The following is a 21,687-nucleotide window of genomic DNA, read 5'->3' as shown; positions in this document are numbered from 1 at the left end:
AGCGAAGCGCAGTTTCTTTAGCAATCCACACGCCAATCGTCATTACGAGCGAGCTAAGCGAGTGTGGCAAAACAAGCGAAGCGCAGTTTCTTTAGTAATCCATAAAAAAAACATAGATTGCCACGATTTGACTTCGTCAAGTCTCGCAATGACGAATAAAAGCGTGGATTGCTTCTTTGTGGCTTCACTACTGCTTAGCAATGACGGTGTAATAGATTGCCACGAGAATCCTCACGGATTCTCTCACAATGACGGAAATCCACCCACCCCCTTTATCCCCCTCCGCAAAGGGAGGGGGAATCTTTGGAGCATAGATTACTAAAAACTGCGCTTTGCGATTATCTCAATGACGATATGGTGGGCTATCACGATTTTGCTACGCTAAGCCCACAAAAGATACCAATCCCCAAACCCACTCTGCAAAGGGAGGGGGCTCAAAAAGGCAAACCACCTCGCGCCAAGAAAAGAGGCTTCACAAAAATAAAACCCAAGCCACCACAATTTTATCATTTGTAGAGGGGCTTAACAAAGAAAAGTCCCTCCCCGTAGCCGAGGGATTTAGGGAGGGGTATTTGCAATGGTATGAAAAATAATTTTTCTGTCATATAAAAACTATCTTTTGCCATATTGAGCGAAGCAAAATATTCAAAAAAAATGTGAATAAAATAAAATCTTTTGGATACTTCGGTTTCTTGCGAAACCTCAGTATGACAAGGGATTGCAGTATGACAAATGATAAAATACTTTGAGATACCTCACTATACTATGACAAATAATCTCACTAAGACACTAAGTATCCCAAAAATACAAGAGTGGCAAAAACCTCAATACATATAAAACACAACAAAATCAAAGCAAATCGCCCAAATCTAAATCACGCGCCACGCTATTTCTGCTATAATCACAGCTTGATTTTGGCACATACTTGAAGCGCATTTGCGTGTATTTGAGCAATTTGGCTTGCGCCACACTTTATAAGCTGTGCTTTGCAAATATTTTTGCAGGTTTGGAAGTGGATTTGAGGTTTGTAGATTTTAGCTAGATTTTGGAGGTGCAAAGATGAGCTATCACATTATTGCGATTTTGGGACTAGCGGGGAAAAATAGGGAGGGTAGTCTTACAAAAAGCACTTACAGTAAAGATAGCGACTTAAAAATCAGCGAACTTTTAAGTGGTGAGTTTATTAACTCTACGCATTGTTTGATAGAGAGTTTCGGAGAGAGTGCGACTTACACGCTTATGGGCACAAGCGATTCGATAGCATTTCAGCAAAACATTTTTGCAAATCTCCCGCAATGCAAAGCGATTTTTGATAAATATCCACCCGTTGAATCAAGCGACATTGAGGACATTTTCCACCAAATCTTAGAATCCATAAAATCCGCAAAAGAAAATAATATCATTTTAGACATTACGCACGGATTTCGTCATCAGCCTATTATTGCTAGTTTTGCAAGCACTTTGGGGCAAATCAATACCAAAAAATCCATAACTTTGCTTTTTGCCAAAGAGATAGAGCAAGGCAAAAAATATCAATATATCAGCTTAGAAAAATACTCGCAAATCAGCCTTATAGCACTTAGTTTGCAAACATTCGTGCAGACTTTAAGTGTGCCAGATATGGAGCTAAAAGAGCCATTTATAATCTCACTTAGTGAGTTTTCAAAGTCTTTGCACGCAAATGATTTCAATCACATATTTGCAAACCTTGACAAAACAAGTGATGAATTGCAAAAAGCAAAAAATAATGCGGAATTTAGGGGATTGGAAAATATTTTAGATAAAGTAGAAAAAATTTTAAGTGATTTTGTGGATATAAAAAACACACAAAAAGACTATCAAAAACACTATAAAATAGCAAAAATTATGCACGAAAAAGGCTACTATCTCATAGTTGCGACTTACATTTATGAAGCTATTGCACTTTATATCATTGATGATTTGAGTGGGCAAAATCTCATTTGTAAGCGCGGATTTAGCGAATATGAGCTAACAAATGCTGTTAGGTTTTATGTTTTGACAGATATAAAACCAAATGACACCAAAAATGGCAAAAATGTTTTTGCAGATTTCACAGAGATTCAAACTTATAGACAAAACAATCAAGCAAAGTTTGAATCGTGGAAAAACCTAATAGGACAAATAAAAACTTTTAGAAATGATTTGGCACACATTAGCAAAGACAAAAAATATGATACCAAGATGATTGGAGGTGAGCTAAAAAAAGTGCTATCAAATTTAGAGCAAATCATAAGCCAAAATCCACATAAGCAAACCCTAGCCACAAAACCAACCGCCGAAGGCAAGCTACAAGATGGCTTAAGAAAACTAAATAAATAAAAGAATCTCTAATGCCAAAAACGCTTTTTATCTTGCTAAATCACGCCCTCACAGACGCACAAAAAAGCGAAGCAAAAAAGCGATTTGGCATAGAAAATTTTGTAAATATCACAAATGAAAAATGGAGTAATATCCCGCCAGAGCTAGAAAATATAAGCGAATTTTTAAGCGAGTTTGCACTATCGCTAAAATCAAATGCCAAAAAAGGCGACTATCTACTTATCCAAGGAGACTTTGGAGCGACTTACGCGCTTGTGCGATTCGCACTAAATTTGGGCATAACGCCCATTTACGCCACCACGAAGCGAATCTCGCTAGAAGCAATCGAAAATGGCATAAAAGTCATCAAAAAATCATTTATCCACGAGCGGTTTAGGGAATTTAGAGAATTTGACTAAATGCGACTAGACAAACCCAAAATCACGCAAATGTTTGAGTAAAAACTACAAATGATAAAAAGCCATTGGAATCGCAAATGACTAACACACTTGAATTTTGCAAAATCTCTGTGCTAGCGCGTGATAGCTTCAAGCCACCATTTTTCATCGGCTCATCAGTTCGCGGGGCTTTGGGACACGCACTAAAAAGCATAGTCTGCATAAAAGACACTGCGCAATGCAATGGCTGTGAGTTTGCCAAATCCTGCGTGTTTTTTGGCTTTTATGAATGCAAAAATGTCTATCACAATTTCCGCTTTGACTTTGAGCTAGGAATGCCTCGCTATGATTTTGGGATTTTCCTCTTTGGCAAGGAAGTAGAAAACGCCCCTGTGATTTTGGCTGCCCTGCACAAAATGCTATGTGAAATCGGGCTAAAATCTAGCGACAAAACTTTGCGCTTCAAAGAGATTTTTATATTTGTAAATGATGAGTTTTGCTTCGGTGGCAAAGATAGTAGCAATATCAAAATGCCACTTGAGTTTGGGGAGAGATTTGACACAAACGATTTTGCTACACGCGTGAAAATCAAGCTAATCACACCACTTCGCATAAAGAAAAATAATGTCTTTGTGCGTGATTCTAGCTTGGAAGTTGGCGATATATTTCGCTCTATCTATCAGCGCAAACTCGCTATTTTGGGCAAAGAGCGGGATAAATGCCCCCCTTTTAGTGGCGCAATCACTGCCAAAAATCTGCGCTATATCGAGCTATATCGCAAAAGCTGCGCTCAAAAAACGGCGATGAATCTAGGCGGACTCATAGGCGAGATTGTCATAGATGATTTGGACAAAGACAGCTATGAACTACTAAAGATAGGCGAGCTAGTCGGCATAGGCAAGCAATGCTCATTTGGACTAGGCAAAATCACGATTTGTGAGGATTGATTTGGGGCTTAAGTCGCAAAGTTTGCAAATTTTACAAGCCCCATTGCAGTGGCTTGAGTGGATTAGATTTTGACTTGCAAAACAAACCTAGCCGCGAAGCCTAAAAGCTAAAAGCATATCTCGCAGTAAAATTCCAAGTATGCTTTAGTGTTGCTTGCAACCCAAGACTTTCTTGCTCTACAGAGGCTTGTAGGTTTACTATTTCAGTTGATAGAAATGGGACTTTCGCGGCTAGCTCTATGCCGTGATATTTTGCGATGTTTGTGCGTAGTCCTAGATTGATAGCGACATCAAAAGCACTTTTACCAAAATGTGTTTTTATGCTAGCATTTGGCAGTGCCCTGACCATATCTGCAAGTTGCTTACCTGAATCTATTTGGGCATCTATATCTTTACCTTGCCAAGTGTTGCCCCCAAGCCACAGCCCGACAAATCCACCAAAATCAACCACCGAAGTGCTAAGAAAATTCCCTAGAAAATCCACATTCACACCATAAGTGAAAAGATTTGCCCTCATAGAGCTTCCCTGCTCGCTAAACTTTGTGTGCAAAACATCAAAATTCACATAAGAGCGCAAGCCAAGATATGGAGTAAAAAAGTGCTTATACCCCGCTACAAGTCCATAATAAACACCATCGCTTTTTACCTTTGCCATTTCTTTCAACTTCGGCGATATTTTTCACTTGATATTGTGCTTCTCCGTATCCTACCTCTACACCTACAAAAGCACCACTTTGCTCGGCCAATACCAAACTTGCACTTATAGACAACCCTGCTAATGCGGAAACTATTTTTGCTGTGTGTGTTGCATTTCTCATTTGATTTTCCTTTTTTTGTTTTTTTTATTTCTTTTTGATTTTTGGTTGATTTTTGCTTGTTAAGTTATTTGGCTTGTTTAGTCGCTTATCAAGTGTATAAATCACTTATCAAATGCAAATGCCACCCGCTACAAATGCCAAAAAAACCAAAATCTAAAAACCAAAAAGAAACAAAATCTAGCGTGAAAGAAATATAGTGTGATAGGGAATCTAGCCTGTGAGAACTCCCCCCTCCTATCAATCCCCACGCCTTTATTGCGACTATACCCTAGCCTGCATTCTAGGCTTATATTTTGGGTTTATGCTTTTGCTACCCTGCCAACTCCTGCCATTTCCGTGCCTATTTTTTTTTTACGCTTATTTTTCTCGAGCTTATTTTTTCTCACTTACGATTTCTACGATATTATCGCCCACCATAAGCGCGATTTTTTCCATAAATTCTGCTGGGCTTGTGAATCCCACACAAGAGCAGTTTATCTCGCCTAGCACATATTTATCCGCGCCGTTTTTATCCGTATCTAGGATAAAGTCCGCTGTCCAAATCAGAGGCAAGTCATAGTTGCCAAGTTTGGAGCGGATTTCTGGCAACTGCGCCAAAAACCAATCAATAAGGCTCTGCCAATCTTTTGGCTCATCGTAGCGATATTTCGCCCCGCTAAAGAGTGTCGCGGAAAACGCATCGCCACCTTCAGCTGGCTTTTTATGCACGACATACACAGGTGTTTTATATAGCATTAGGATTCTGATTTCGCCCTCTTTTATGCGTGGCAAAAATGTCATATCCACAAGCATTCCGTTATCGCCTTTCAAATACACTTCACAAAAGTCCATAAACTCGCCAAGTTGTCGGTTTTCGCTGTGGTTGTCCTTTGCCTCTGTGCAGATGATTTTGGTATCAAGTGGAAGTGAATCCACCTTGTTGTATGCACTCGCGTCCTCTAGCCTCACACGCCAGATTCCCTCGCCTGTTGAGCCACGATTTTGCTTAAGCACGCGCTCACCCTTTGCCAAAGTTTTTGGGAAATTTTTCTTAAAGTCGTGCTCGCCGCCTGCTTCCCATTTCACACCGATTCGCGCCGCTTCGTTTGGCTCGTAGTATGCAAGCGTGTCAGTAGGCACAAGCTCGGTGTTTCGCAATTTTGTAAGCGCGTCTTTTGCGCCATAGCCTATCATCGCATCAGGGTGAGGCATACCCACCAATCCCGCATCACAGAGCTTTCGTAGCACATCAAAATAGAGTTTTTCCTCTTTTAGGTTGCCCGGATTTACGCGAGAAACATAGCCATCAAACTTCGCCTTTGCTTCCTCATAAATCTTGTTACGCTCGGATTCATTGCGCAAAATATCATCGGTAAAAAAGATTACCTCCGCATTCCAGCCTTTCGCCTTAAGCGCATTCACCATAGGCATAGTGTCCTTGCGATACCCATCAGGTCCTTTATCGCTACCGCCCTTTGCTTCAAAAAATACAATGCTTTTTTTCATTTTATCTCCTTAGTTAAGAGTTTTGGATTTTGCGTTTGGTGTCGCCACACTCGCGTTTTTAAGTGTCGCTCACACTTTAGACTTGATTTGCAAAATTTTTAGCAAAATCACAACTTAAATGATTATGCCTTTGCAATCTAGGCAAGATTTTAGCGAAAAAATATGAATATTGCGATAAAAGGTGTTTTGTGGCTCGTGTTAGTTTGGTAGTGTAGATTTTGTAGCTAAATTTTGCAAGTGGTTTTTTGCAAATTACTAGATTTTGCCAAATTATAGTGCTGTATTTACTATTCATTGAGGGGGGGGGGGCTAGCATTTTGTTTATCTTAGATTGTAGTTATTCAAGCACAAAAGGAGTAGGAAATGGCAATGCAAATGACACGCAGTGATTTTATGCGTAAGGATTATGAGAGTATGGCTAGTGAGCTAGAAGTAGAAGTCCAAACGCTCACAAAAGAGCAATCTTTGCGTATTGAGATTGATAGCGAGCTAGAAAATGCGCTAAAAGAAATGCAATCTTTGCAATCCCAGCTACCAAAAGAGCAAATGAACTCACTTTTTGAGCAGTGCCAAAAAAACGCTATTGACGCGGTGGTGGGGCACTTTGGACTTGCAGCGGTGGTGCTAAATAGCAAAGACGGCGGAAATGTCAATACTACGCATAATGTGAGGAAAGGAATCTATGCAAGTGAGACAGAAAAACAGCGATATGAAAATCGTGGCGAGTATGATTCAGGGCATTATCACACGGATAAAAACTACATAGCCATAAATAAAGAGCAAAGCGAGCTAAAAAAGCAAGGCCAAAGCATAGATTATATGACAGGCGAAAGGATTAGACTAAATGATAGCACAGATTTAGACCATATAGTTTCAGCAAAAACGATACACGATGATAGGGCGCGAGTTTTGGCGGAAGTAGATGGTGCAGACTTGGCAAACACTCGGGATAATCTAACTCTTACCGATTCAACGCTAAATCGCTCCAAAAAGGCGATGACTGCCGATGAATTTATAGCACATAAAAAGCGTAGTTTAGATGAGCTAGATAAAATCTCAAAGACAAGAGATTTGACAGATAGAGAAAAAGAGCGCAAAGCAAAACTTGAATCTATTGATGATGATAAGCTAAGAGAGAATTACGCCAAAAGCAAAAAAAATATCGATAAAAAAGCCGATAAAACCTACTACACAAGCCCAAAGCCCTACAAAGAGGCACTTATCACAGGTGGAATCGATGCGGGCAAAATGGCGATTCACTTCGCTATCGGCGAGATTCTAAAAGAATTTATCATAGGTATGAGTGATGAGCTAAAAACGCTTTTCAAAGAATTTGGCAATGAGAGTTTGGGGGATATTTTTAAGCGATTTGCCAAGCGACTAAAGCAAATTTGGGATAATCTACGCGCAAGGTGGAAAGACATAATCGCAGGTTCATTTGAAGCGGGAATCGTGGCATTTTTTGGCAATCTCGTGGTGTTTGCGATAAATATCGTCTTTACGACTATGAAGCGAATCGTGCGAATCATTCGTGCTGGATTTGCCTCGCTATATCAGGCGGTTAAAAAGCTATTTGACAAAAATACGCCTGAAAATGAGCGACTATTTGAAGCCTCCAAAATCTTTGTGGCAGGGCTGATTAGCGCGGTAACTATGCTATCGGGCGAATATATCACAAAGTGGCTTTATGCGATTCCCGGTCTAAATGCGATTTTGGGGATTCCACTGCCGTTTTTAGACGAAACTATTGGCGATGCGCTGGGGCTTTGCATAAGTGCAGCTTTGGGCGCGGTGCTAAGCACGATTGCGATTTACTATATGGATAAGTGGGCGAATGATAAAAAGATAGCAGGATTGCAAATCCAAATGATGACAAAGTCTGGTGAAGTGGTAAATCTAACGATTATGCAAACTTGGTTCGCCTTTAAAGACGGCTTTGATTATATTGCAAAAGAGGCAAATAGCTTTGGATACTCTATTGCAGAGACAAAACTAGCGATAGTCACAAATGGACAAGAAACCGATAAAGAGCTAGATTCGTGGGAATCATCGTTAAAAGAATTAGAAAATCTAACAAAAGGAGTTTAAAATGAGTGATATTGTAGTGCAAGATATAAAAAGTCGTGGCATAGAGGCGTTTAGCTATATAGATTCAGATTCGTTGCCACAAAGCACAGCTGAGATAAGAGAGATAGCAAAACAAGCAGCAAATGCGATTTGTCAGCATTTTGAAAAGCTAACAGATTTGCAAGAGGAAATGCAAGATTTAAGCTCGGAGGCAAAAAATGCAAAGTCGGATTTGAAAAATAGATTTTCATTAGGCTTACTTGGCGAAAGCAAAAATGATAAGAGAATGAACCTACTCACAGAAAAAAGTATATTGCAAGATGAGCATAATATCGAAATGGCAAAATTGCTACAAACAAGTATAAGCCTAAGTTTATTATCTGCTAAATTAAGCTCTGCAATGATAAGCGAAATGCAAATGTGCGTCAAAAAAGGTTTTAAGGATAATGACGGACGCATTAAAAGATTAAGCCAAAATAGCGAACAACAAGCTAGACTACTAATACAAAATCTAAAACAAACAAAAGGCAAGGCAAGTAAAATGGGCTGGATAATAGCTGTCGTTGTTTTTGTGGCTGTGGGTTTGGGAGCATTTATAGCGGTTAAATTTGCAATGTAGTTGCGATTTGCCACGAATCTATGGGTTTATTTGCATTGGTTGCTATTGCTCTATCTGTGGCAAGTTTGAGCATAAGTATTTTTGTCTTTTGAAATAGTTTGCAAGTAGATTTTGCACTAAAGCAAGCCACTAAACAAACTAGGCTGATTTTTTGTTGCTTTTGTGGTTCTTTTTGTAGATTTTGGCTTGCTAGATTTTGCGTTGCTAGAATCTGTTCTATTAGATTGTAGCTTGCTAGATTTTGCCTCTCTAGTTTTTGCTTCGCTAGATTTTTGCACGCTAGATTTCACAAAATCGCTAGATTCCCCACATTCCCCAAAGAGCGTAGAATCCAAAGAACGACTAGAATCCAAAAATTTCCCACAAAAGCTAGCGCGATGAATGGGCGAAAGCCCGTATCTAGCGATAGATTCTATATGTGCTTTTGTGCCATATCCTGCGTTTGTGGCTAAGTCATATTGCGGATAGATTTTATCTAGCTGTGTGCTTTGAGTGTCTTTGGCACATTTGGCATATATCGATGCACACGAGATGAGAGGCACTAGCGCATCGCCTTTGACTATGCACTCTAGGGATATTTTTGTAGTAGATTCTATACTTGGCACGCTTGCGCCAAATGTGCTATTGCCATCAAAATAAAATCTTATCAAATCCTCCTGCGGCAAATCTAGCAAATCGCCTCCGCTAGATTTGCCTAGCTCCTCATTTTTATCGTTTGGCTTTTTTATCACTTCGCTTTTTGCCGCGCTTACCACCGCTTGCATTATCGCTTCTAGTGCTTCTTTTAGGCATACGCTTAAGCCCTTTGTGTCGATTTCCTCTGCGGTTTTTTCTACTACGAAGTGGGATAAATGCAAAATCTCATCTAGCCTAGATTTTAGCTCGTATCGCTTGTGTTTGCTTAGCTTTTTGCTATCTTTTATGCCCATTTTTTGTAAGTCTTTAGATAGATTTTGGCTTAGCACTTCTTCATCGCACACCACGCCCGCGACAAATAGCGAGCCTGCCAAGCACCCCCTACCCGCTTCATCGATTCCACATATTAGCATTTCTCCTCCTTGCAAGTTTTACTTACAGATTGTGCCAAGTCGTGCAGATATTTTTCGCTAGCAGATTTTAGTGCAGATTTGGTATTTGGGATTTGCTCCTCTATCACAGCGCGTAGCAAAAAGTCCAAAACCTCGCCGACACGCTTGCTTGATAGACTATCTAGGCTATGTTTTTGCTTGATTTTTTGGAGTATGGATTTTACCTCATCGCCCTTTATGGCGAGATGAGAAAGACAAAAGCATTCTTTGTGGTAAAGCACTTGGCAAAAGCTAGATTTTGCTTGCGCGATTTTGGGCTTAGAATCACAAATGATGTCTAAAAACTCAAATAACGCTAGCATTTTTTGCTCTGCGATGAGTGCGTTTGGAGCGCACTCTTTGGCTAGGAGTTTTAGCGCGATTTTTAGCGACTTTTGGCATTGCCCTGCCTCATAGATTTTGGCTAGTGCCACATTTGCAAAGCTCACCAAAAAGCACACTTGGCTAGTGATTTCATTGCTATATCGTAGATTTTTTAGCGCGTTTTTTAGGGTGGAGTTTGTCTCGCTAGATTTTGTGGCAAAATCTTTGCCAAAATCCTTTGCAAAAAGCCCATAGCACAGCACGCTTAAGCGCGTAACCAAATCTTTTGGCGCGTTTTTTAGTGGGGCTAGCAGGGGTAATTGTGGTGGAAGTGTGCCAAGTGTCGCAAGCCCCTCCAAGTCAAAATCCAAGCTAAACCCCAAAGATTCCCTACAACTCCTCATAGTAGATTCCCCAAATATCACGCCTAGCACCTCGCTATACTCACTTAGCACCTCGCAAGCAAAGTCCCCCAAAAGTAGCTTGCTAAATTCTGCATTTATCCGCTCTTTTGGCAGATAATCTAGCTTTTGGATTTGCTTCTTTATCGCTCTTTTTGTCTTAGGCTCTATGGCAAATCCAAGCACAGAGCTAAAGCGCAAAGCTCGCAAAATCCGCAAATAATCCTCGCTAAAACGCTCACTTGGATTTCCCACACAAGCTACGCGCTTACGCTTCAAATCCTCTACCCCTCCATAAATATCAATGATTTGTCCGCTATTTTGCCCCCCCTTATCGCCACTCTTATCACTTATCTTTTGTGGTTTGTGCGGTGCTAATGCAAGGGCATTGATAGTAAAATCCCTGCGTGATAAATCCTCACAAATGCTCTTGCCAAACTCCACGCGTTGAGGGTGTCGCCCATCTATGTATGCGCTGTCTTTGCGAAATGTCGTAATCTCTACAAAATCACTCATAGCTTCATCGTTTGTGGCTTTTATGGCTTCGCTTCTTTTTTGAGATTTTTCTATGCTTTGCATATTTTTTGGGCTTTTTTGGGTTTTTGGGCTGTCATTTTTCGCGCTATCATTGGTTTTTATGGGAGTTTTTGACACAGAGATTGTGCCGTATTTTTTGCCTATTTCTAGGCATTTATGCCCAGCTTTATCAAATATATCCACCACCTCGCTAGGCAAAGCATCTGTGGCTATGTCAAAATCTTTTGGTGGGATTCCTAGTAGCATATCACGCACGCACCCTCCCACGATAAACGCACTAAAGCCATTTGATTCTAGCTTCTCTAGCACAGCTAAAATCTCGCTACTGATATATTTGCTAGCTATTTGCTCCACTTCCAAAATCCTTAAAGATAAAATCTACATTGCAGACTAAACCAAACAAATTTTGCAATTATAAAGCGATTCTCTTTAAGGAATTATCAAATTATCAAGGAAACTATAAAGAAACTATTGTATAATAAGCGGTTTTAAAAGCAAGCTAACAACGCTACAAAATCTACTCTATCAAAGGACACAAATGAGACACAATGCCAAAAGAAGCGAGGAAATCACAGCAGCCGCACTAGAGCGCGTAAATAACGACCGCTACATTCTATCCAATATGATTTTTAAGCGCGTAAAGCAGCTAAATAATGGTGCTGAAATCCTAGTAGAAGCAAACCCTAGAATCGAAAAACTAACCGACATTGCCCTGCGCGAAATCGCAGAGGGCAAGCTATCACTAGAGCGCATAGACAACCCAAGCGAAAATCTATTTTAAGAGGTTTTTAGGTTTTGGTAGTGGCTTTTGTGATTTTTGCACTTGTGCCAAGCTAGCCAAAATCCACACTAAAATTCACTAAGCCTAAAAAGCATTCACAAAGCAAAATCTACGCAAGAAGCCTTGCAGAGATTTTGAAATAAAATCCCCAAGAAGTGTAGATTCTAAAATTCTTTGCCTAGATTTTATAAGCCTTGAATACCGCCTTTTGTAGTAGTTTTTCTTTGAAGGAATCCATTTTGGAAATCTTTACCCAAGTCCAACAACTAAGAACCTTTGCAGATGCAAAGGCGTTTTTATCTAGCCTTTGTGAGATTACCCCAAATATTTCGCGTGCCATAGTATGCGCACAAGAAAATCACGAGGGGCAGTTTCGCAAAAGTGGCGAGCCCTACATCGTGCATCCGCTTTGTGTGGCGTGCTTGACGGCGTTTTATGGTGGCGATGAAGCAATGGTTTGCGCTGCACTGCTTCACGATGTAGTAGAAGACACAGAGATAAATTTGGACAATGTAAAAAAAGACTTTGGCGAAGCTGTGGCACTGCTTGTCGATGGGCTTACCAAAATCGATGAAATCCGCGAAGAAGAGCTAGGGGCAAAAAGTGCAAATCAAAGACTTGCCATAAGTGCGCTAACCTTTCGCAAAATGCTAATCGCTGCGGTAAATGACCCACGCGTGCTTGTGATAAAAATCAGCGATAGACTTCACAATATGCTGACTTTGGATAGTCTAAGCGAGGAAAAACGCTTGCGAATCGCAAAAGAAACGCTTGTCGTATACGCGCCAATCGCACATAGGCTTGGAATCTCAAGCATAAAAAATGAACTAGAAGATAAAAGCTTTTTTTACATTTTCCCCCAAGAATACGCCAAAATCCAAGATTTCCTAAAAGACAATAACCAACCCCTTACTTTGCAGCTAAATGACTTCTCACAAACTATCCAAGCCCTGCTTTTGCAAAACGGCTTCACAGAATCTAGCTTCAAGCTAGAATACCGCATAAAGCGTCCATACTCAATGTATCTAAAAATGCAGCGAAAGGGCATAGGGATTGATGAGATTTTGGACTTGCTAGCTATGCGCGTGCTTGTAGGAAATGTGCTTGATTGCTACAAGGTGCTAGGGATTGTCCACAGCGAGTTTAAGCCCATAATCTCACGCTTCAAAGACTACATAGCCTTGCCAAAAGAAAACGCTTACCAAACCATTCACACCACCGTCTTTGACAAATCACGAGTGTTTGAAGTGCAAATCCGCACCTTTGATATGCACAAAAATGCCGAGTTTGGCGTAGCGGCTCATTGGAAATACAAAAGCGATGGCTCTATCTCGCCAAGCCTAGAGTGGCTACAAAATCTCCAATACCAAAACAACGATATTGAGGAGTTTTATGAACTAGCAAAAAATGACTTGTATAGAGAGGATATTGTCGTATTTTCACCCGATGGCGATACATTTAGCTTGCCTTTAGGTGCAGTGGCACTAGATTATGCCTACCTTATCCACACAAAGCTAGGCGACCACGCAAAAACTGCCTACATAAACAACCAAGAATCCTCTCTTTTGCAGAGGCTAAAAAGTGGCGACATAGTGCGTATCCTAAGCGACCCACAAGAAAATCCAAAATGCACTTGGATAGATGCTGTCAAAACCTCTCGCGCCAAAAATCAGCTCAAAATCCAAGCCCAAAATCGCATAAAAGAAGTCGAAAAAAAAGCTGCGATAAATATTTTAGCCACCATTTTTAGCAAAGACCCTACGATATTTGGACGATACCTTAGCATAAGGGGGCTTGATAGGGATTTGGTGCGGTGTGTGAATGATGAAGCATACCTGCTAAAAATGTGTGAGAAAATCAAAAGTAGCTTTGCTATCGGCTCAAATCCATTTGTCAAAATCCGCTTTAATATGCTAAAGCCAAAGCACATTGAGCTAGATAACTTCATCTTTTGTAGCAACCACACTATAAATGGCGTGGGATTTGACTACTGCTGTCGTCCAAAATACGGCGACTCCATAATGGGCGTGCTAACAAGCCAAAAAGTCATAGTTCATCACAAGCTATGCGACAAGCTAAAAGACATCATCAAAGAGGGACAGACAATGGTGCAAACCAAATGGGCACAGATAAATAAACACGCCTATAAAGTCATCGTATCCCTAGAGGATAAGCAAGGTATGCTCTCCACCTTTATAAACACCCTCGCAAAGCAGGGCTGCAATGTGCTAAGTATAAATTATAGCGGGTATAATTCCCAAACAGCATCATACTGCGAAGTGATTTTTGACACCGAAGATAAAAATTACAAAAAAATTAAAGACATACTTAGCACAAAATTTAGTATTATTGAATTTAGCAATTTCAAAGACGCCTACAAAAGCTAAGATAAGCCAAGAAAGCCAAGTAAAGTCAAGCTAAGAAAGGAAAAAAATGCCAAAATCTAAAAACCTAGATTCTAAGCAGATAGATTGCGCGCTAAAGCATACAAAACAAGCACTATCTAAAGAGACACTAGAAGCTATGGCAGAAATAAAGCGCGGGATTAGCGAATTTATCGGGGAAGAATATATCGCCTTTCTTATAGAAAAATATTTCCAAAGCAAAAAAAACGCGCAATCTAGCAAGCAAGCAAAAGAAGCGAGGTTTGTAGTAAAGGCTGGCTTTGACCCCACTGCACCAGATTTGCACTTAGGACACACAGTGCTACTAAACAAACTCGCCACTTTCCAAAAATACGGCGGAAATGTGAAATTTCTAATCGGGGACTTTACCGCGACTATCGGCGACCCAAGTGGCAAAACACAGACAAGAAAGCAACTAAGCAAAGAAGAAGTCTTGCAAAATGCCAAAACTTATGAGAATCAAGTTTTTAAGATTTTAGACCCCGCATACACTCAAGTATGCTTTAACTCCGAGTGGATAAACGCGCTAGGCATAGGCGGGCTTGTAAACCTCACGGCAAATTTTTCAGTAGCTAGAATGCTAGAGCGAGATGATTTCACTAAGCGATATAAGCAAAATTTGCCAATTAGCATTATTGAGTTTATTTATCCATTGCTTCAGGGGTATGATTCTGTGGCTTTGAGCGCAGACATAGAGCTAGGGGGGAATGACCAGAAGTTTAATTTACTTGTAGGACGGGCTTTGCAGCGAGCTTATGGGCTACCAAAAGAACAATCCGTGCTTACTCTCCCACTGCTTGAGGGACTAGATGGCGTGCAAAAAATGAGCAAATCTCTAGGCAATTATATTGGAGTTACAGAAAATCCTAACACAATGTATGCTAAAATTATGAGTATCTCTGATGAGTTATCTTGGAAGTATTATGAATTGCTAAGCCTAAAGAGCAATCAACAAATAGAGGAGATAAAGCAGCAAGTAACAAAAGGCACGCTTCACCCAAAGGTAGCAAAAGAAATGCTTGCTTTAGAGATTACAAGCAGATTTCATAGCCTAGATTTGGCAAATGAAGCAAAGCAGGCGTTTGATAGTGTATTTAGCCAAAAAGAAATCCCTAGCGACATTACAGAATCTACTTTCAAAATAGATGATTTTGCTAATTCTAGCGAAAGTGGGATTTGGGTGTGTGAGATTCTCTCAAAAAGCGGGCTATGTCCCTCTAGTAGCCAAGCAAGGCGCGAGATAAAAGCTGGAGCTCTAAAAATCAACAAAGAAAAAATCCAAGATGAAAACCTAAAACTAGGCAAAGGCGAGCATATTATCCAAGTAGGCAAACGCCGATTCTTAAAAGCAATAATCCAATAATCACAACAAATAAAGGACTGCTAAGATTATGAAATCCCAACTAAAGCCTTTACAAATCGGCAAACACACCATAACATTCCCTATATTTCAGGGTGGAATGGGTGTTGGCATTAGCTGGGACAATCTAGCGGGCAATGTCTCAAAAGAGGGCGCACTTGGAATTATTTCCGCCGTTGGCACGGGGTATTATCATCAAATGAAGTTTGTCGAAAAACTCGTGCTAAATAAGCCATTTGAAACGCTAAATTTTTACTCAAAAGTTGCGCTAAATGAAATATTTAAAAACGCTCGCAAAATCTGTGGAAATAAACCACTAGGCGCAAATATCCTGCACGCAATCAACGACTATGGTAGAGTGGTGCGAGATGCGTGCGAAGCGGGAGCAAATATCATCGTTACAGGTGCGGGATTGCCGACAAATATGCCCGAATTTACCAAAAACTTCCCCGAAGTCGCCCTTGTGCCTATCGTATCCTCTGTCAAAGCGATAAAAATCATCTGCAAGAGGTGGGAAGAGCGATACAAAAAAATACCCGATGCCTTTATCGTAGAGGGACCGCTAAGCGGAGGGCATCAAGGATTTAAATACGAGGATTGCTTCAAACCTGAATGTCAGCTAGAGGCGATTCTCCCCCCCATAGTTGAGGAGACAAAAAAATGGGGAAATATCCCTATCATCGCAGCGGGCGGGATTTGGGATAGAAAAGATATTGACAAGTTTTTGGCACTTGGTGCAAGTGGCGTGCAAATGGCAACACGATTTTTGGGCACATTTGAGTGCGATGCCAAAGCCTACCAAGAGATAATGCCCTTTGTCAAAAAAGAGGACATAGAGCTTGTCAAATCCCCTGTGGGCTACCCCGCAAGGGCGATAAAAATCGGCGTAATAGAGCGACTAAAAGAGGGCAATGCCCCAAAAGTCAAGTGCGTAAGCAACTGCGTAGCCCCCTGCCACAGAGGCGTAGAAGCAAAAAAGGTGGGGTATTGCATAGCGGATTCTCTAGGTAAAGCCCATCTAGGCAACACAAAAGAGGGGCTTTACTTCACAGGTGCAAACGGCTACAAAATCGACAAAATCATCTCAGTCAAAGAACTAATAGAAGAACTCACAAAAGGCTAGAGCTATGAGGCGGATTTTGCTAGCCCTAGCCATATTTCTTGCCTATCCGCTTGCAGCGCAAAATCTACGAATCACAAATGCTGTCCCTTTTGGTGCTAGTAGCTTAAAAGTCGTTTTTTCAAACGACATAGATTCTCTTAGCCTAACCCCTATCAAACTCAATCAAAACTCTTTCTACATAGACATAAAAGCAGTTCTTGACATTGGTAGAAAGGTGTATTTTTTTCCGCGCAATGCCCAAGTAACAATCGCCCAAAACACCCCCGAAATCACGCGCATAGTCATCACAAATGGCAATGGTATGGAATACCAACTAAAGCCAATGCAAAAAAATCTCTATCTATCCTTTGTGGATAAAATCCCATCTAGCACCACTCAATCCACCACGCAACAAAAAACAGAGCCAAAAACAGAACCTAAAGCCCAAAGCAAACCTCCCCAAGCCCAGCCTGCTCAAACCAGCCAAGCCAAACAGCCTCCAAAACAACCCGCCAAACAAACTCAAAGCAAACCTACTCAAAATCCAAAAACTCAAAAAAAAGAAGTGCAAAAAAATGATTCTGCAAAAAAAGATTCCAAAAAATCAGCACAAAAACAAAAAAACACAAAAACCACACCAAAATCCACACCCAAAACCCCACCACCTCGCACGATTGTATCAACCACCCTTGCCACACCAAGTAGTAGAAAAGGGCTAAAAGTAGTTATTGATGCAGGGCACGGGGGCAAAGACTGCGGGGCTTTTGGCGTTACAAAAGTATGCGAAAAGCATATCGTCCTAAAAGTCGCCCTAAAAGTGCACAATGAACTAAAAAAAAGAGGCTATGAGAGCTACCTCACGCGCGATAGGGACATTTTCATAGAGTTGCCCGAGCGCACCAAATTTGCCAATGCCAAAAAAGCGGATTTGTTTATCTCTATCCACGCAAATTCTGTCCCTGTGGGCAAAAAATCCCCACGAGGCATAGAGACATACTTCCTCTCCGCTGCTCGCACCGAAGATGCTAGAAGTGTCGCAGCAAAGGAAAACCAAGCCGATATTGAGATAATGAATTTTTATAGCAAACAAAACTTCTTAGATAGACTAGAATCTCATCGCATAGTTTCTTCCAATCGATTTGCTATCGACATACAAACAGGGCTTATACAAAATCTGCAAGCAAACTATCCGCCAAGCACGATTGTGGATAACGGAGTGCGCGAGGGACCATTTTGGGTGTTAGTAGGTGCTTTAATGCCATCTGTGTTGGTAGAAATAGGGTATAATTCTCACCCGCTAGAAGCCCAAAGACTAAATGAGGACACATATCAAAGGGTGCTAAGTTTGGGCATCGCAGATGGCATAGATAGTTTTGTAGCAAAAAATTTCAAAGAATGATTTTGTAGTTTTTGCTTGTTTGTATCATTTGCAGGTGGATTTTATCAAGTAGATTTTTACATTAAGCAGATTTTCAAGTAGTTTTTGCGGTTTAGATTTTTATAACGCGGATTTTAGAGGGCAGATTTTTACAAAGCAATACCTCTAAAGACTTTTAAGGAGCAGTGATGACTTTTTCTAGTAGCCGTATTTTTTCCTCTCTTTTCTTTTTCTTTGCGGTGTTTGTGTTTTTGTCCCTGCTTGTCTCGCAAATCTCCCAAAACTTCAACCAACTTTTTCTCATTTTTTCTTACCCTCATCGCGCTTTTGATTTTATCAGCAATGTCTTGCTGTTTTTGTGGGTGCTTATGTGTGTGGGATTTTGTATCTATATGCGCAAAAGGCGACACCACAAATCCCTAGAATCCATTCTTGGCATTTTTATCGCGTTTTTTGTAAGTATCGTGCTTGTATTACGAATCATCAAAAGTCAGCTTGAATACCAAGCCGATAGCATAAACTACGCAGTAAATGACACCATAAGTGGCTTTATTTTGTGGAAGTTTTTTGATATTTTTGTGTATTGCGTGAGCTACGGACTTTTGGTATTTTTGCCACTACTATTGCTTGCTTTCAAACTTCGGCTAAATCCATTTAGCAAATGGGGGAATCTACTTGAGAAATACAAACCATCAATTTGTGTAAGTCTTTTTGTGCTTTTTGCCCTTGCGTTGCAGCCCTACTATGCCAAAAAAAATCTACTATTTTACTTTGATGTGGCATTGTTTTATGTGGCGTTAGCACTGCTTATCATCTCGCTTTGGCGCAACAAAGAGTTGTTTTCTTTTTATGAATACGCCAATATTTTGTGGCTTGTCGTTGGTGTGCTCTCCTTTAGTGCTAGCTCCAAAATCATTGCCCAAGCTGATTATAGCAGTGCTAGGATTTTGTTTCTCATCATCGCGCTAATGGCGTGGTGTGGGGATTTTATGAGCGCGATTATAAATGGCAAATTTCCTCCAAGCAGCCTGCGTGAGTTTTTGCCAAAGTCGCTAAAATCTCGCAAAAAGAAAAATCCCCCACTACCCTCACCCACTTCATTTCCAAAATCCACAAAAAATTGATTTTAATCCACTTAGTGTAATAAAACGGAGAATCTAAATGCTACCAAGTTCTGCTAAAAATCTGCAAAGCACGATTCCAAAAAAAATCTGCTTTGTGTGTCTAGGCAATATCTGTCGCTCCCCACTCGCAGAGGGAATCGCAAAGCATCTTTATGCCAAAATGCCTAAGCAAAGCAAAGCCAAAATAGAGTTTTGCTCGGCTGGGACCTCCGGCTTTCATAATGATGAGGGGATAGATTCTCGCTCTATTGGAATTGCTAGAGAAAATGGAATAGACATTTCGCGCTACACTAGCAAGCAAGTAAGCCTCTATGGACACAGCGATGTGGATTTGTTTGTCGCAATGGATAGGCAAAACTACGCCACTTTGTTGCGACTTGGGTTTGAGCCTAGCAAGGTGGTGCTTTTGGGGGATTTTGGGCTAGGAGGTAAGGAAGTGCCTGACCCATACTATGGAGGTAGTGATGGCTTTGCCAAAGTCTATGAAATGCTTGAAGCCGGGATTGCAAACCTGCTAGAAAACTTAACCCTAGAGAGCTTAAATAAAGCAGACCTGCCAAACAAATAAACTTGCTAGCAATCGCTAAAAATCAAAACAAAGGATAGACAAATGAAAAAGTGTGCAAAAATCTATGGGATTAGAAACTGCGGGAGCGTGCAAAAGGCTCTAAAATTTTTGGAACTAGCAAATGTGCGATATGACTTCATAGACTTCAAACTAAACCCACCAAGCCAAGCAGATATTACTCGCTGGTGTGAAATATTTGGCATAGAATCTTTGCTAAATTCCAAAGGAATGACTTACAAAAAACTAGGCTTAGGCAAGCAAAATCTAAACCTAGAGGACAAACTAAAGCAAATAGAGCAGCACCCCACACTTATCAAACGCCCTATAATAGAGATATATGAAACACTAGATACAAAACAACCCAAAGAATTTCTAATAGGCTTTGATGAAACAAAATACAAAGCTACATTTAGCGATTCCTAAAATTTAAGCCTTTTTACGCAAATCAGCAAATATGGAATCTAAATATGCTATATAAACTCGCTATATCAAGCAAAATATCACAGATTTTTGCAAAAAATACTCGCAAAAATATTCTCTCAAAATCTTGCCCAAATATTTGTTTAAAGCCTTGTTCAAATTCTCGCTTGGATTTTGTGCCAAACCCAATCTCGCGCCTATCTTTGTGCGCGTGGTGTGCGTGGGTGTGTTTATTTTTTAGCTCTTGTGGGATAAAAGAGATAAACCTCCCTGCAAAAGACCCAAGTATCTACTCCCAAGACGCACTAAGCTATGTAGCAAAATCTAGCAAGCAAAAGCCCCAAGACAAAGACGCCAAGCAAAAGCTAGAATCTCTAGCCAAGCTATACCTAAAAGAGCATTTTTCTGCGTGGGAGATTACAAAAGCAAATCCTGATAAAAAAAGTGTCTTTTGGGCGCAAGACTCCCTGCTAAAAAACACAGGTTTTGGGGAAAATCTATTTCCAAACTCACTAGAGAGCACCAAAGAAATCTATGAGAGAATGAATATCAAAGCCTACCCTAGCACGCTTACAAAGGCTATCATCATAGAAACTACCGATGTCCGCGCCGTGCCAAGTGATAAGCCACGATTTAAAAGAGCTGATGATTATCCATTTGACCAGTGGCAAAATTCACTCATCTTTGCCAATACCCCTGTGATGATTACGCACTATGACACTTCTAAGGAGTGGGCACATATCCAAAGTGGTTTTGTATATGGCTGGGTAAAAGTGAGGGATTTAGCTATCATAAACACCCACGAGCGCGAAATTCTAACCAAAATCAAAACCTATATTCTACCCGTGCGAGATAAAATCCCTATCTATGACAGAAAAGGCGAGTTTTTGACACACGCTAGAGTGGGACAGATTTTGGGTGTGGCTAGCGTGGTGCGGGGGGATTATCTAGTCTATATCGCAAAGCGTGAGATTTCAGGCAAAGCCACTCTCATAGAAGCAAGACTAAAGCCAAAAGATTTTATGCTTTTTCCACAGAGTTTTAGCCCCACACTTACCGCACAGATAATCAACACGATGATAGGACATAAATACGGCTGGGGTGGCTATCTAGCGAACAGAGACTGCTCTGCATTTATCCGTGATATTTTTGCAAACTTTGGGCTATATATGCCTAGAAACTCGTATTCACAAGGTAGATGGGCAAGAAATATGATAGAGCTAGACAAACTTGACAGAAAGCAAAAAGAGCAATATATCCTAGAAAATGGCGTGCCTTTTGCAAGTATTTTGTGGCTAAAGGGGCATATTATGCTCTACATTGGCGAGTATAAAGGCAAGGCTATGGTAGCACACAGCTCGTGGAGTGTCCGCACAAAGAAAAAACGCGTAGCGACAAAAAGCCTACTAGGTGGCGTAGTCATCACTAGCCTATACGCAGGAGAAGAAAACAACGCAAAGGATAACTACACACTACTTATAGATAGAATCTTAGGCATTTCAAATTTGCAAGATAAACTCCAAGAATAACGCCCTAAAAAAGCAATATTTAGAGTGGATTTTGCAAA

General features: G+C 40.6%; 21 protein-coding genes. 16 read left to right on the top strand and 5 right to left on the bottom strand.

The genetic code is table 11. The annotated features are described in order from the left end of the window. From HMPREF2086_RS11440 to cas6, 5 genes are all read left to right on the top strand, one after another. A partial coding sequence (locus HMPREF2086_RS11440) for a hypothetical protein (RefSeq protein ID WP_187367098.1) occupies window positions 1-322 on the top strand: 322 nt, incomplete at its 5' end. Beyond that, window positions 304-516, top strand: a complete 213-nt coding sequence (locus HMPREF2086_RS03170; protein WP_034560294.1) for a hypothetical protein — start codon at window positions 304-306, stop codon at window positions 514-516. The genes HMPREF2086_RS11440 and HMPREF2086_RS03170, both read left to right, overlap by 19 nt. A gap of 543 nt (window positions 517-1,059) precedes the next feature. Then, the gene (locus tag HMPREF2086_RS03165; RefSeq protein ID WP_023927331.1) at window positions 1,060-2,340 is read left to right on the top strand and encodes a CRISPR-associated DxTHG motif protein; all 1,281 of its coding nucleotides are present in this window, start codon (window positions 1,060-1,062) and stop codon (window positions 2,338-2,340) included. 11 nt (window positions 2,341-2,351) lie between these two features. Beyond that, window positions 2,352-2,738, top strand: a complete 387-nt coding sequence (gene csx20 / locus HMPREF2086_RS03160) for a CRISPR-associated protein Csx20 (protein ID WP_023927330.1) — start codon at window positions 2,352-2,354, stop codon at window positions 2,736-2,738. A 77-nt stretch (window positions 2,739-2,815) separates the two neighbouring features. Continuing rightward, window positions 2,816-3,664 (top strand): CRISPR system precrRNA processing endoribonuclease RAMP protein Cas6, encoded by an 849-nt coding sequence (gene cas6 / locus HMPREF2086_RS03155; RefSeq protein WP_023927329.1) that lies wholly within the window; start codon window positions 2,816-2,818, stop codon window positions 3,662-3,664. A gap of 100 nt (window positions 3,665-3,764) precedes the next feature. On the opposite strand, the gene HMPREF2086_RS03150 is transcribed toward cas6, so the two are convergent. From HMPREF2086_RS03150 to HMPREF2086_RS03145, 3 genes are all read right to left on the bottom strand, one after another. Beyond that, window positions 3,765-4,319 (bottom strand): outer membrane beta-barrel protein, encoded by a 555-nt coding sequence (locus HMPREF2086_RS03150; protein ID WP_023927328.1) that lies wholly within the window; start codon window positions 4,317-4,319, stop codon window positions 3,765-3,767. Next, a complete protein-coding gene (locus HMPREF2086_RS11435) occupies window positions 4,267-4,482 on the bottom strand; it encodes a hypothetical protein (RefSeq protein WP_023927327.1) in 216 nt (71 codons plus the stop codon). The genes HMPREF2086_RS03150 and HMPREF2086_RS11435 overlap by 53 nt, the downstream gene beginning before the upstream one ends. Window positions 4,483-4,854: 372 nt before the next feature. After that, window positions 4,855-5,967, bottom strand: coding sequence for a Cj0069 family protein (locus HMPREF2086_RS03145; RefSeq protein ID WP_023927326.1), 1,113 nt, complete (start codon window positions 5,965-5,967; stop codon window positions 4,855-4,857). Between the two features lie 363 nt (window positions 5,968-6,330). On the opposite strand from HMPREF2086_RS03145, the gene HMPREF2086_RS12055 reads away from it, so the two are divergent. Both HMPREF2086_RS12055 and HMPREF2086_RS03130 read left to right on the top strand, forming a co-directional pair. Beyond that, window positions 6,331-8,055 (top strand): hypothetical protein, encoded by a 1,725-nt coding sequence (locus tag HMPREF2086_RS12055; RefSeq protein WP_023927325.1) that lies wholly within the window; start codon window positions 6,331-6,333, stop codon window positions 8,053-8,055. 1 nt (window position 8,056) lies between these two features. Further along, complete coding sequence (locus tag HMPREF2086_RS03130) at window positions 8,057-8,653, top strand: hypothetical protein (protein WP_023927324.1); 597 nt, start codon at window positions 8,057-8,059, stop codon at window positions 8,651-8,653. A 116-nt stretch (window positions 8,654-8,769) separates the two neighbouring features. On the opposite strand, the gene HMPREF2086_RS03125 is transcribed toward HMPREF2086_RS03130, so the two are convergent. Both HMPREF2086_RS03125 and HMPREF2086_RS03120 read right to left on the bottom strand, forming a co-directional pair. Next, a complete protein-coding gene (locus tag HMPREF2086_RS03125; protein ID WP_023927323.1) occupies window positions 8,770-9,702 on the bottom strand; it encodes a ribonuclease HII in 933 nt (310 codons plus the stop codon). Then, window positions 9,696-11,336 (bottom strand): CCA tRNA nucleotidyltransferase, encoded by a 1,641-nt coding sequence (locus HMPREF2086_RS03120; protein ID WP_023927322.1) that lies wholly within the window; start codon window positions 11,334-11,336, stop codon window positions 9,696-9,698. Before HMPREF2086_RS03120 ends, HMPREF2086_RS03125 begins: the two co-directional genes overlap by 7 nt. Before the next feature lie 184 nt (window positions 11,337-11,520). Here HMPREF2086_RS03120 and HMPREF2086_RS03115 point away from each other — a divergent pair, with 184 nt between their 5' ends. From HMPREF2086_RS03115 to HMPREF2086_RS03075, 9 genes are all read left to right on the top strand, one after another. Further along, window positions 11,521-11,763 (top strand): DNA-directed RNA polymerase subunit omega, encoded by a 243-nt coding sequence (locus HMPREF2086_RS03115; RefSeq protein ID WP_023927321.1) that lies wholly within the window; start codon window positions 11,521-11,523, stop codon window positions 11,761-11,763. 239 nt (window positions 11,764-12,002) lie between these two features. Then, the gene (locus HMPREF2086_RS03110; RefSeq protein ID WP_023927320.1) at window positions 12,003-14,150 is read left to right on the top strand and encodes a RelA/SpoT family protein; all 2,148 of its coding nucleotides are present in this window, start codon (window positions 12,003-12,005) and stop codon (window positions 14,148-14,150) included. Window positions 14,151-14,286: 136 nt separating this feature from the next. After that, on the top strand, window positions 14,287-15,531 hold the full coding sequence (gene tyrS / locus HMPREF2086_RS03105; protein ID WP_034560846.1) for a tyrosine--tRNA ligase: 1,245 nt from the start codon (window positions 14,287-14,289) through the stop codon (window positions 15,529-15,531). Window positions 15,532-15,559: 28 nt separating this feature from the next. Continuing rightward, a complete protein-coding gene (locus HMPREF2086_RS03100; protein ID WP_023927318.1) occupies window positions 15,560-16,651 on the top strand; it encodes a nitronate monooxygenase in 1,092 nt (363 codons plus the stop codon). Between the two features lie 4 nt (window positions 16,652-16,655). Beyond that, window positions 16,656-18,029 carry an N-acetylmuramoyl-L-alanine amidase gene (locus tag HMPREF2086_RS03095; RefSeq protein WP_023927317.1) on the top strand — a complete coding sequence of 458 codons (1,374 nt, stop codon included), beginning with the start codon at window positions 16,656-16,658 and terminating at the stop codon, window positions 18,027-18,029. Window positions 18,030-18,196: 167 nt separating this feature from the next. Continuing rightward, a complete protein-coding gene (locus HMPREF2086_RS03090; protein WP_023927316.1) occupies window positions 18,197-19,132 on the top strand; it encodes a hypothetical protein in 936 nt (311 codons plus the stop codon). A 37-nt stretch (window positions 19,133-19,169) separates the two neighbouring features. Further along, window positions 19,170-19,700 carry a low molecular weight protein-tyrosine-phosphatase gene (locus tag HMPREF2086_RS03085; protein ID WP_023927315.1) on the top strand — a complete coding sequence of 177 codons (531 nt, stop codon included), beginning with the start codon at window positions 19,170-19,172 and terminating at the stop codon, window positions 19,698-19,700. 42 nt (window positions 19,701-19,742) lie between these two features. Then, window positions 19,743-20,123 carry an arsenate reductase family protein gene (locus HMPREF2086_RS03080; RefSeq protein WP_023927314.1) on the top strand — a complete coding sequence of 127 codons (381 nt, stop codon included), beginning with the start codon at window positions 19,743-19,745 and terminating at the stop codon, window positions 20,121-20,123. Between the two features lie 44 nt (window positions 20,124-20,167). Continuing rightward, complete coding sequence (locus tag HMPREF2086_RS03075; RefSeq protein ID WP_023927313.1) at window positions 20,168-21,649, top strand: SH3 domain-containing C40 family peptidase; 1,482 nt, start codon at window positions 20,168-20,170, stop codon at window positions 21,647-21,649. Window positions 21,650-21,687 lie beyond the last annotated feature (38 nt).

This window comes from Helicobacter macacae MIT 99-5501 (genome assembly GCF_000507845.1).
Lineage (GTDB): Bacteria > Campylobacterota > Campylobacteria > Campylobacterales > Helicobacteraceae > Helicobacter_B > Helicobacter_B macacae.
This window is presented reverse-complemented; position numbering and strand designations above follow the sequence as displayed.

What these genes read in the sequence shown, in the direction of transcription:
- HMPREF2086_RS03165 (WP_023927331.1), top strand. Translation starts at nt 1,060, where the DNA reads ATGAGCTATCACATTATTGCGATTTTGGGACTAGCGGGGAAAAATAGG.
- csx20 (WP_023927330.1), top strand. Translation starts at nt 2,352, where the DNA reads ATGCCAAAAACGCTTTTTATCTTGCTAAATCACGCCCTCACAGACGCA.
- cas6 (WP_023927329.1), top strand. Translation starts at nt 2,816, where the DNA reads ATGACTAACACACTTGAATTTTGCAAAATCTCTGTGCTAGCGCGTGAT.
- HMPREF2086_RS03150 (WP_023927328.1), bottom strand. Translation starts at nt 4,319, where the DNA reads ATGGCAAAGGTAAAAAGCGATGGTGTTTATTATGGACTTGTAGCGGGG.
- HMPREF2086_RS11435 (WP_023927327.1), bottom strand. Translation starts at nt 4,482, where the DNA reads ATGAGAAATGCAACACACACAGCAAAAATAGTTTCCGCATTAGCAGGG.
- HMPREF2086_RS03145 (WP_023927326.1), bottom strand. Translation starts at nt 5,967, where the DNA reads ATGAAAAAAAGCATTGTATTTTTTGAAGCAAAGGGCGGTAGCGATAAA.
- HMPREF2086_RS12055 (WP_023927325.1), top strand. Translation starts at nt 6,331, where the DNA reads ATGGCAATGCAAATGACACGCAGTGATTTTATGCGTAAGGATTATGAG.
- HMPREF2086_RS03130 (WP_023927324.1), top strand. Translation starts at nt 8,057, where the DNA reads ATGAGTGATATTGTAGTGCAAGATATAAAAAGTCGTGGCATAGAGGCG.
- HMPREF2086_RS03125 (WP_023927323.1), bottom strand. Translation starts at nt 9,702, where the DNA reads ATGCTAATATGTGGAATCGATGAAGCGGGTAGGGGGTGCTTGGCAGGC.
- HMPREF2086_RS03115 (WP_023927321.1), top strand. Translation starts at nt 11,521, where the DNA reads ATGAGACACAATGCCAAAAGAAGCGAGGAAATCACAGCAGCCGCACTA.
- tyrS (WP_034560846.1), top strand. Translation starts at nt 14,287, where the DNA reads ATGGCAGAAATAAAGCGCGGGATTAGCGAATTTATCGGGGAAGAATAT.
- HMPREF2086_RS03100 (WP_023927318.1), top strand. Translation starts at nt 15,560, where the DNA reads ATGAAATCCCAACTAAAGCCTTTACAAATCGGCAAACACACCATAACA.
- HMPREF2086_RS03095 (WP_023927317.1), top strand. Translation starts at nt 16,656, where the DNA reads ATGAGGCGGATTTTGCTAGCCCTAGCCATATTTCTTGCCTATCCGCTT.
- HMPREF2086_RS03090 (WP_023927316.1), top strand. Translation starts at nt 18,197, where the DNA reads ATGACTTTTTCTAGTAGCCGTATTTTTTCCTCTCTTTTCTTTTTCTTT.
- HMPREF2086_RS03085 (WP_023927315.1), top strand. Translation starts at nt 19,170, where the DNA reads ATGCTACCAAGTTCTGCTAAAAATCTGCAAAGCACGATTCCAAAAAAA.
- HMPREF2086_RS03080 (WP_023927314.1), top strand. Translation starts at nt 19,743, where the DNA reads ATGAAAAAGTGTGCAAAAATCTATGGGATTAGAAACTGCGGGAGCGTG.
- HMPREF2086_RS03075 (WP_023927313.1), top strand. Translation starts at nt 20,168, where the DNA reads ATGCTATATAAACTCGCTATATCAAGCAAAATATCACAGATTTTTGCA.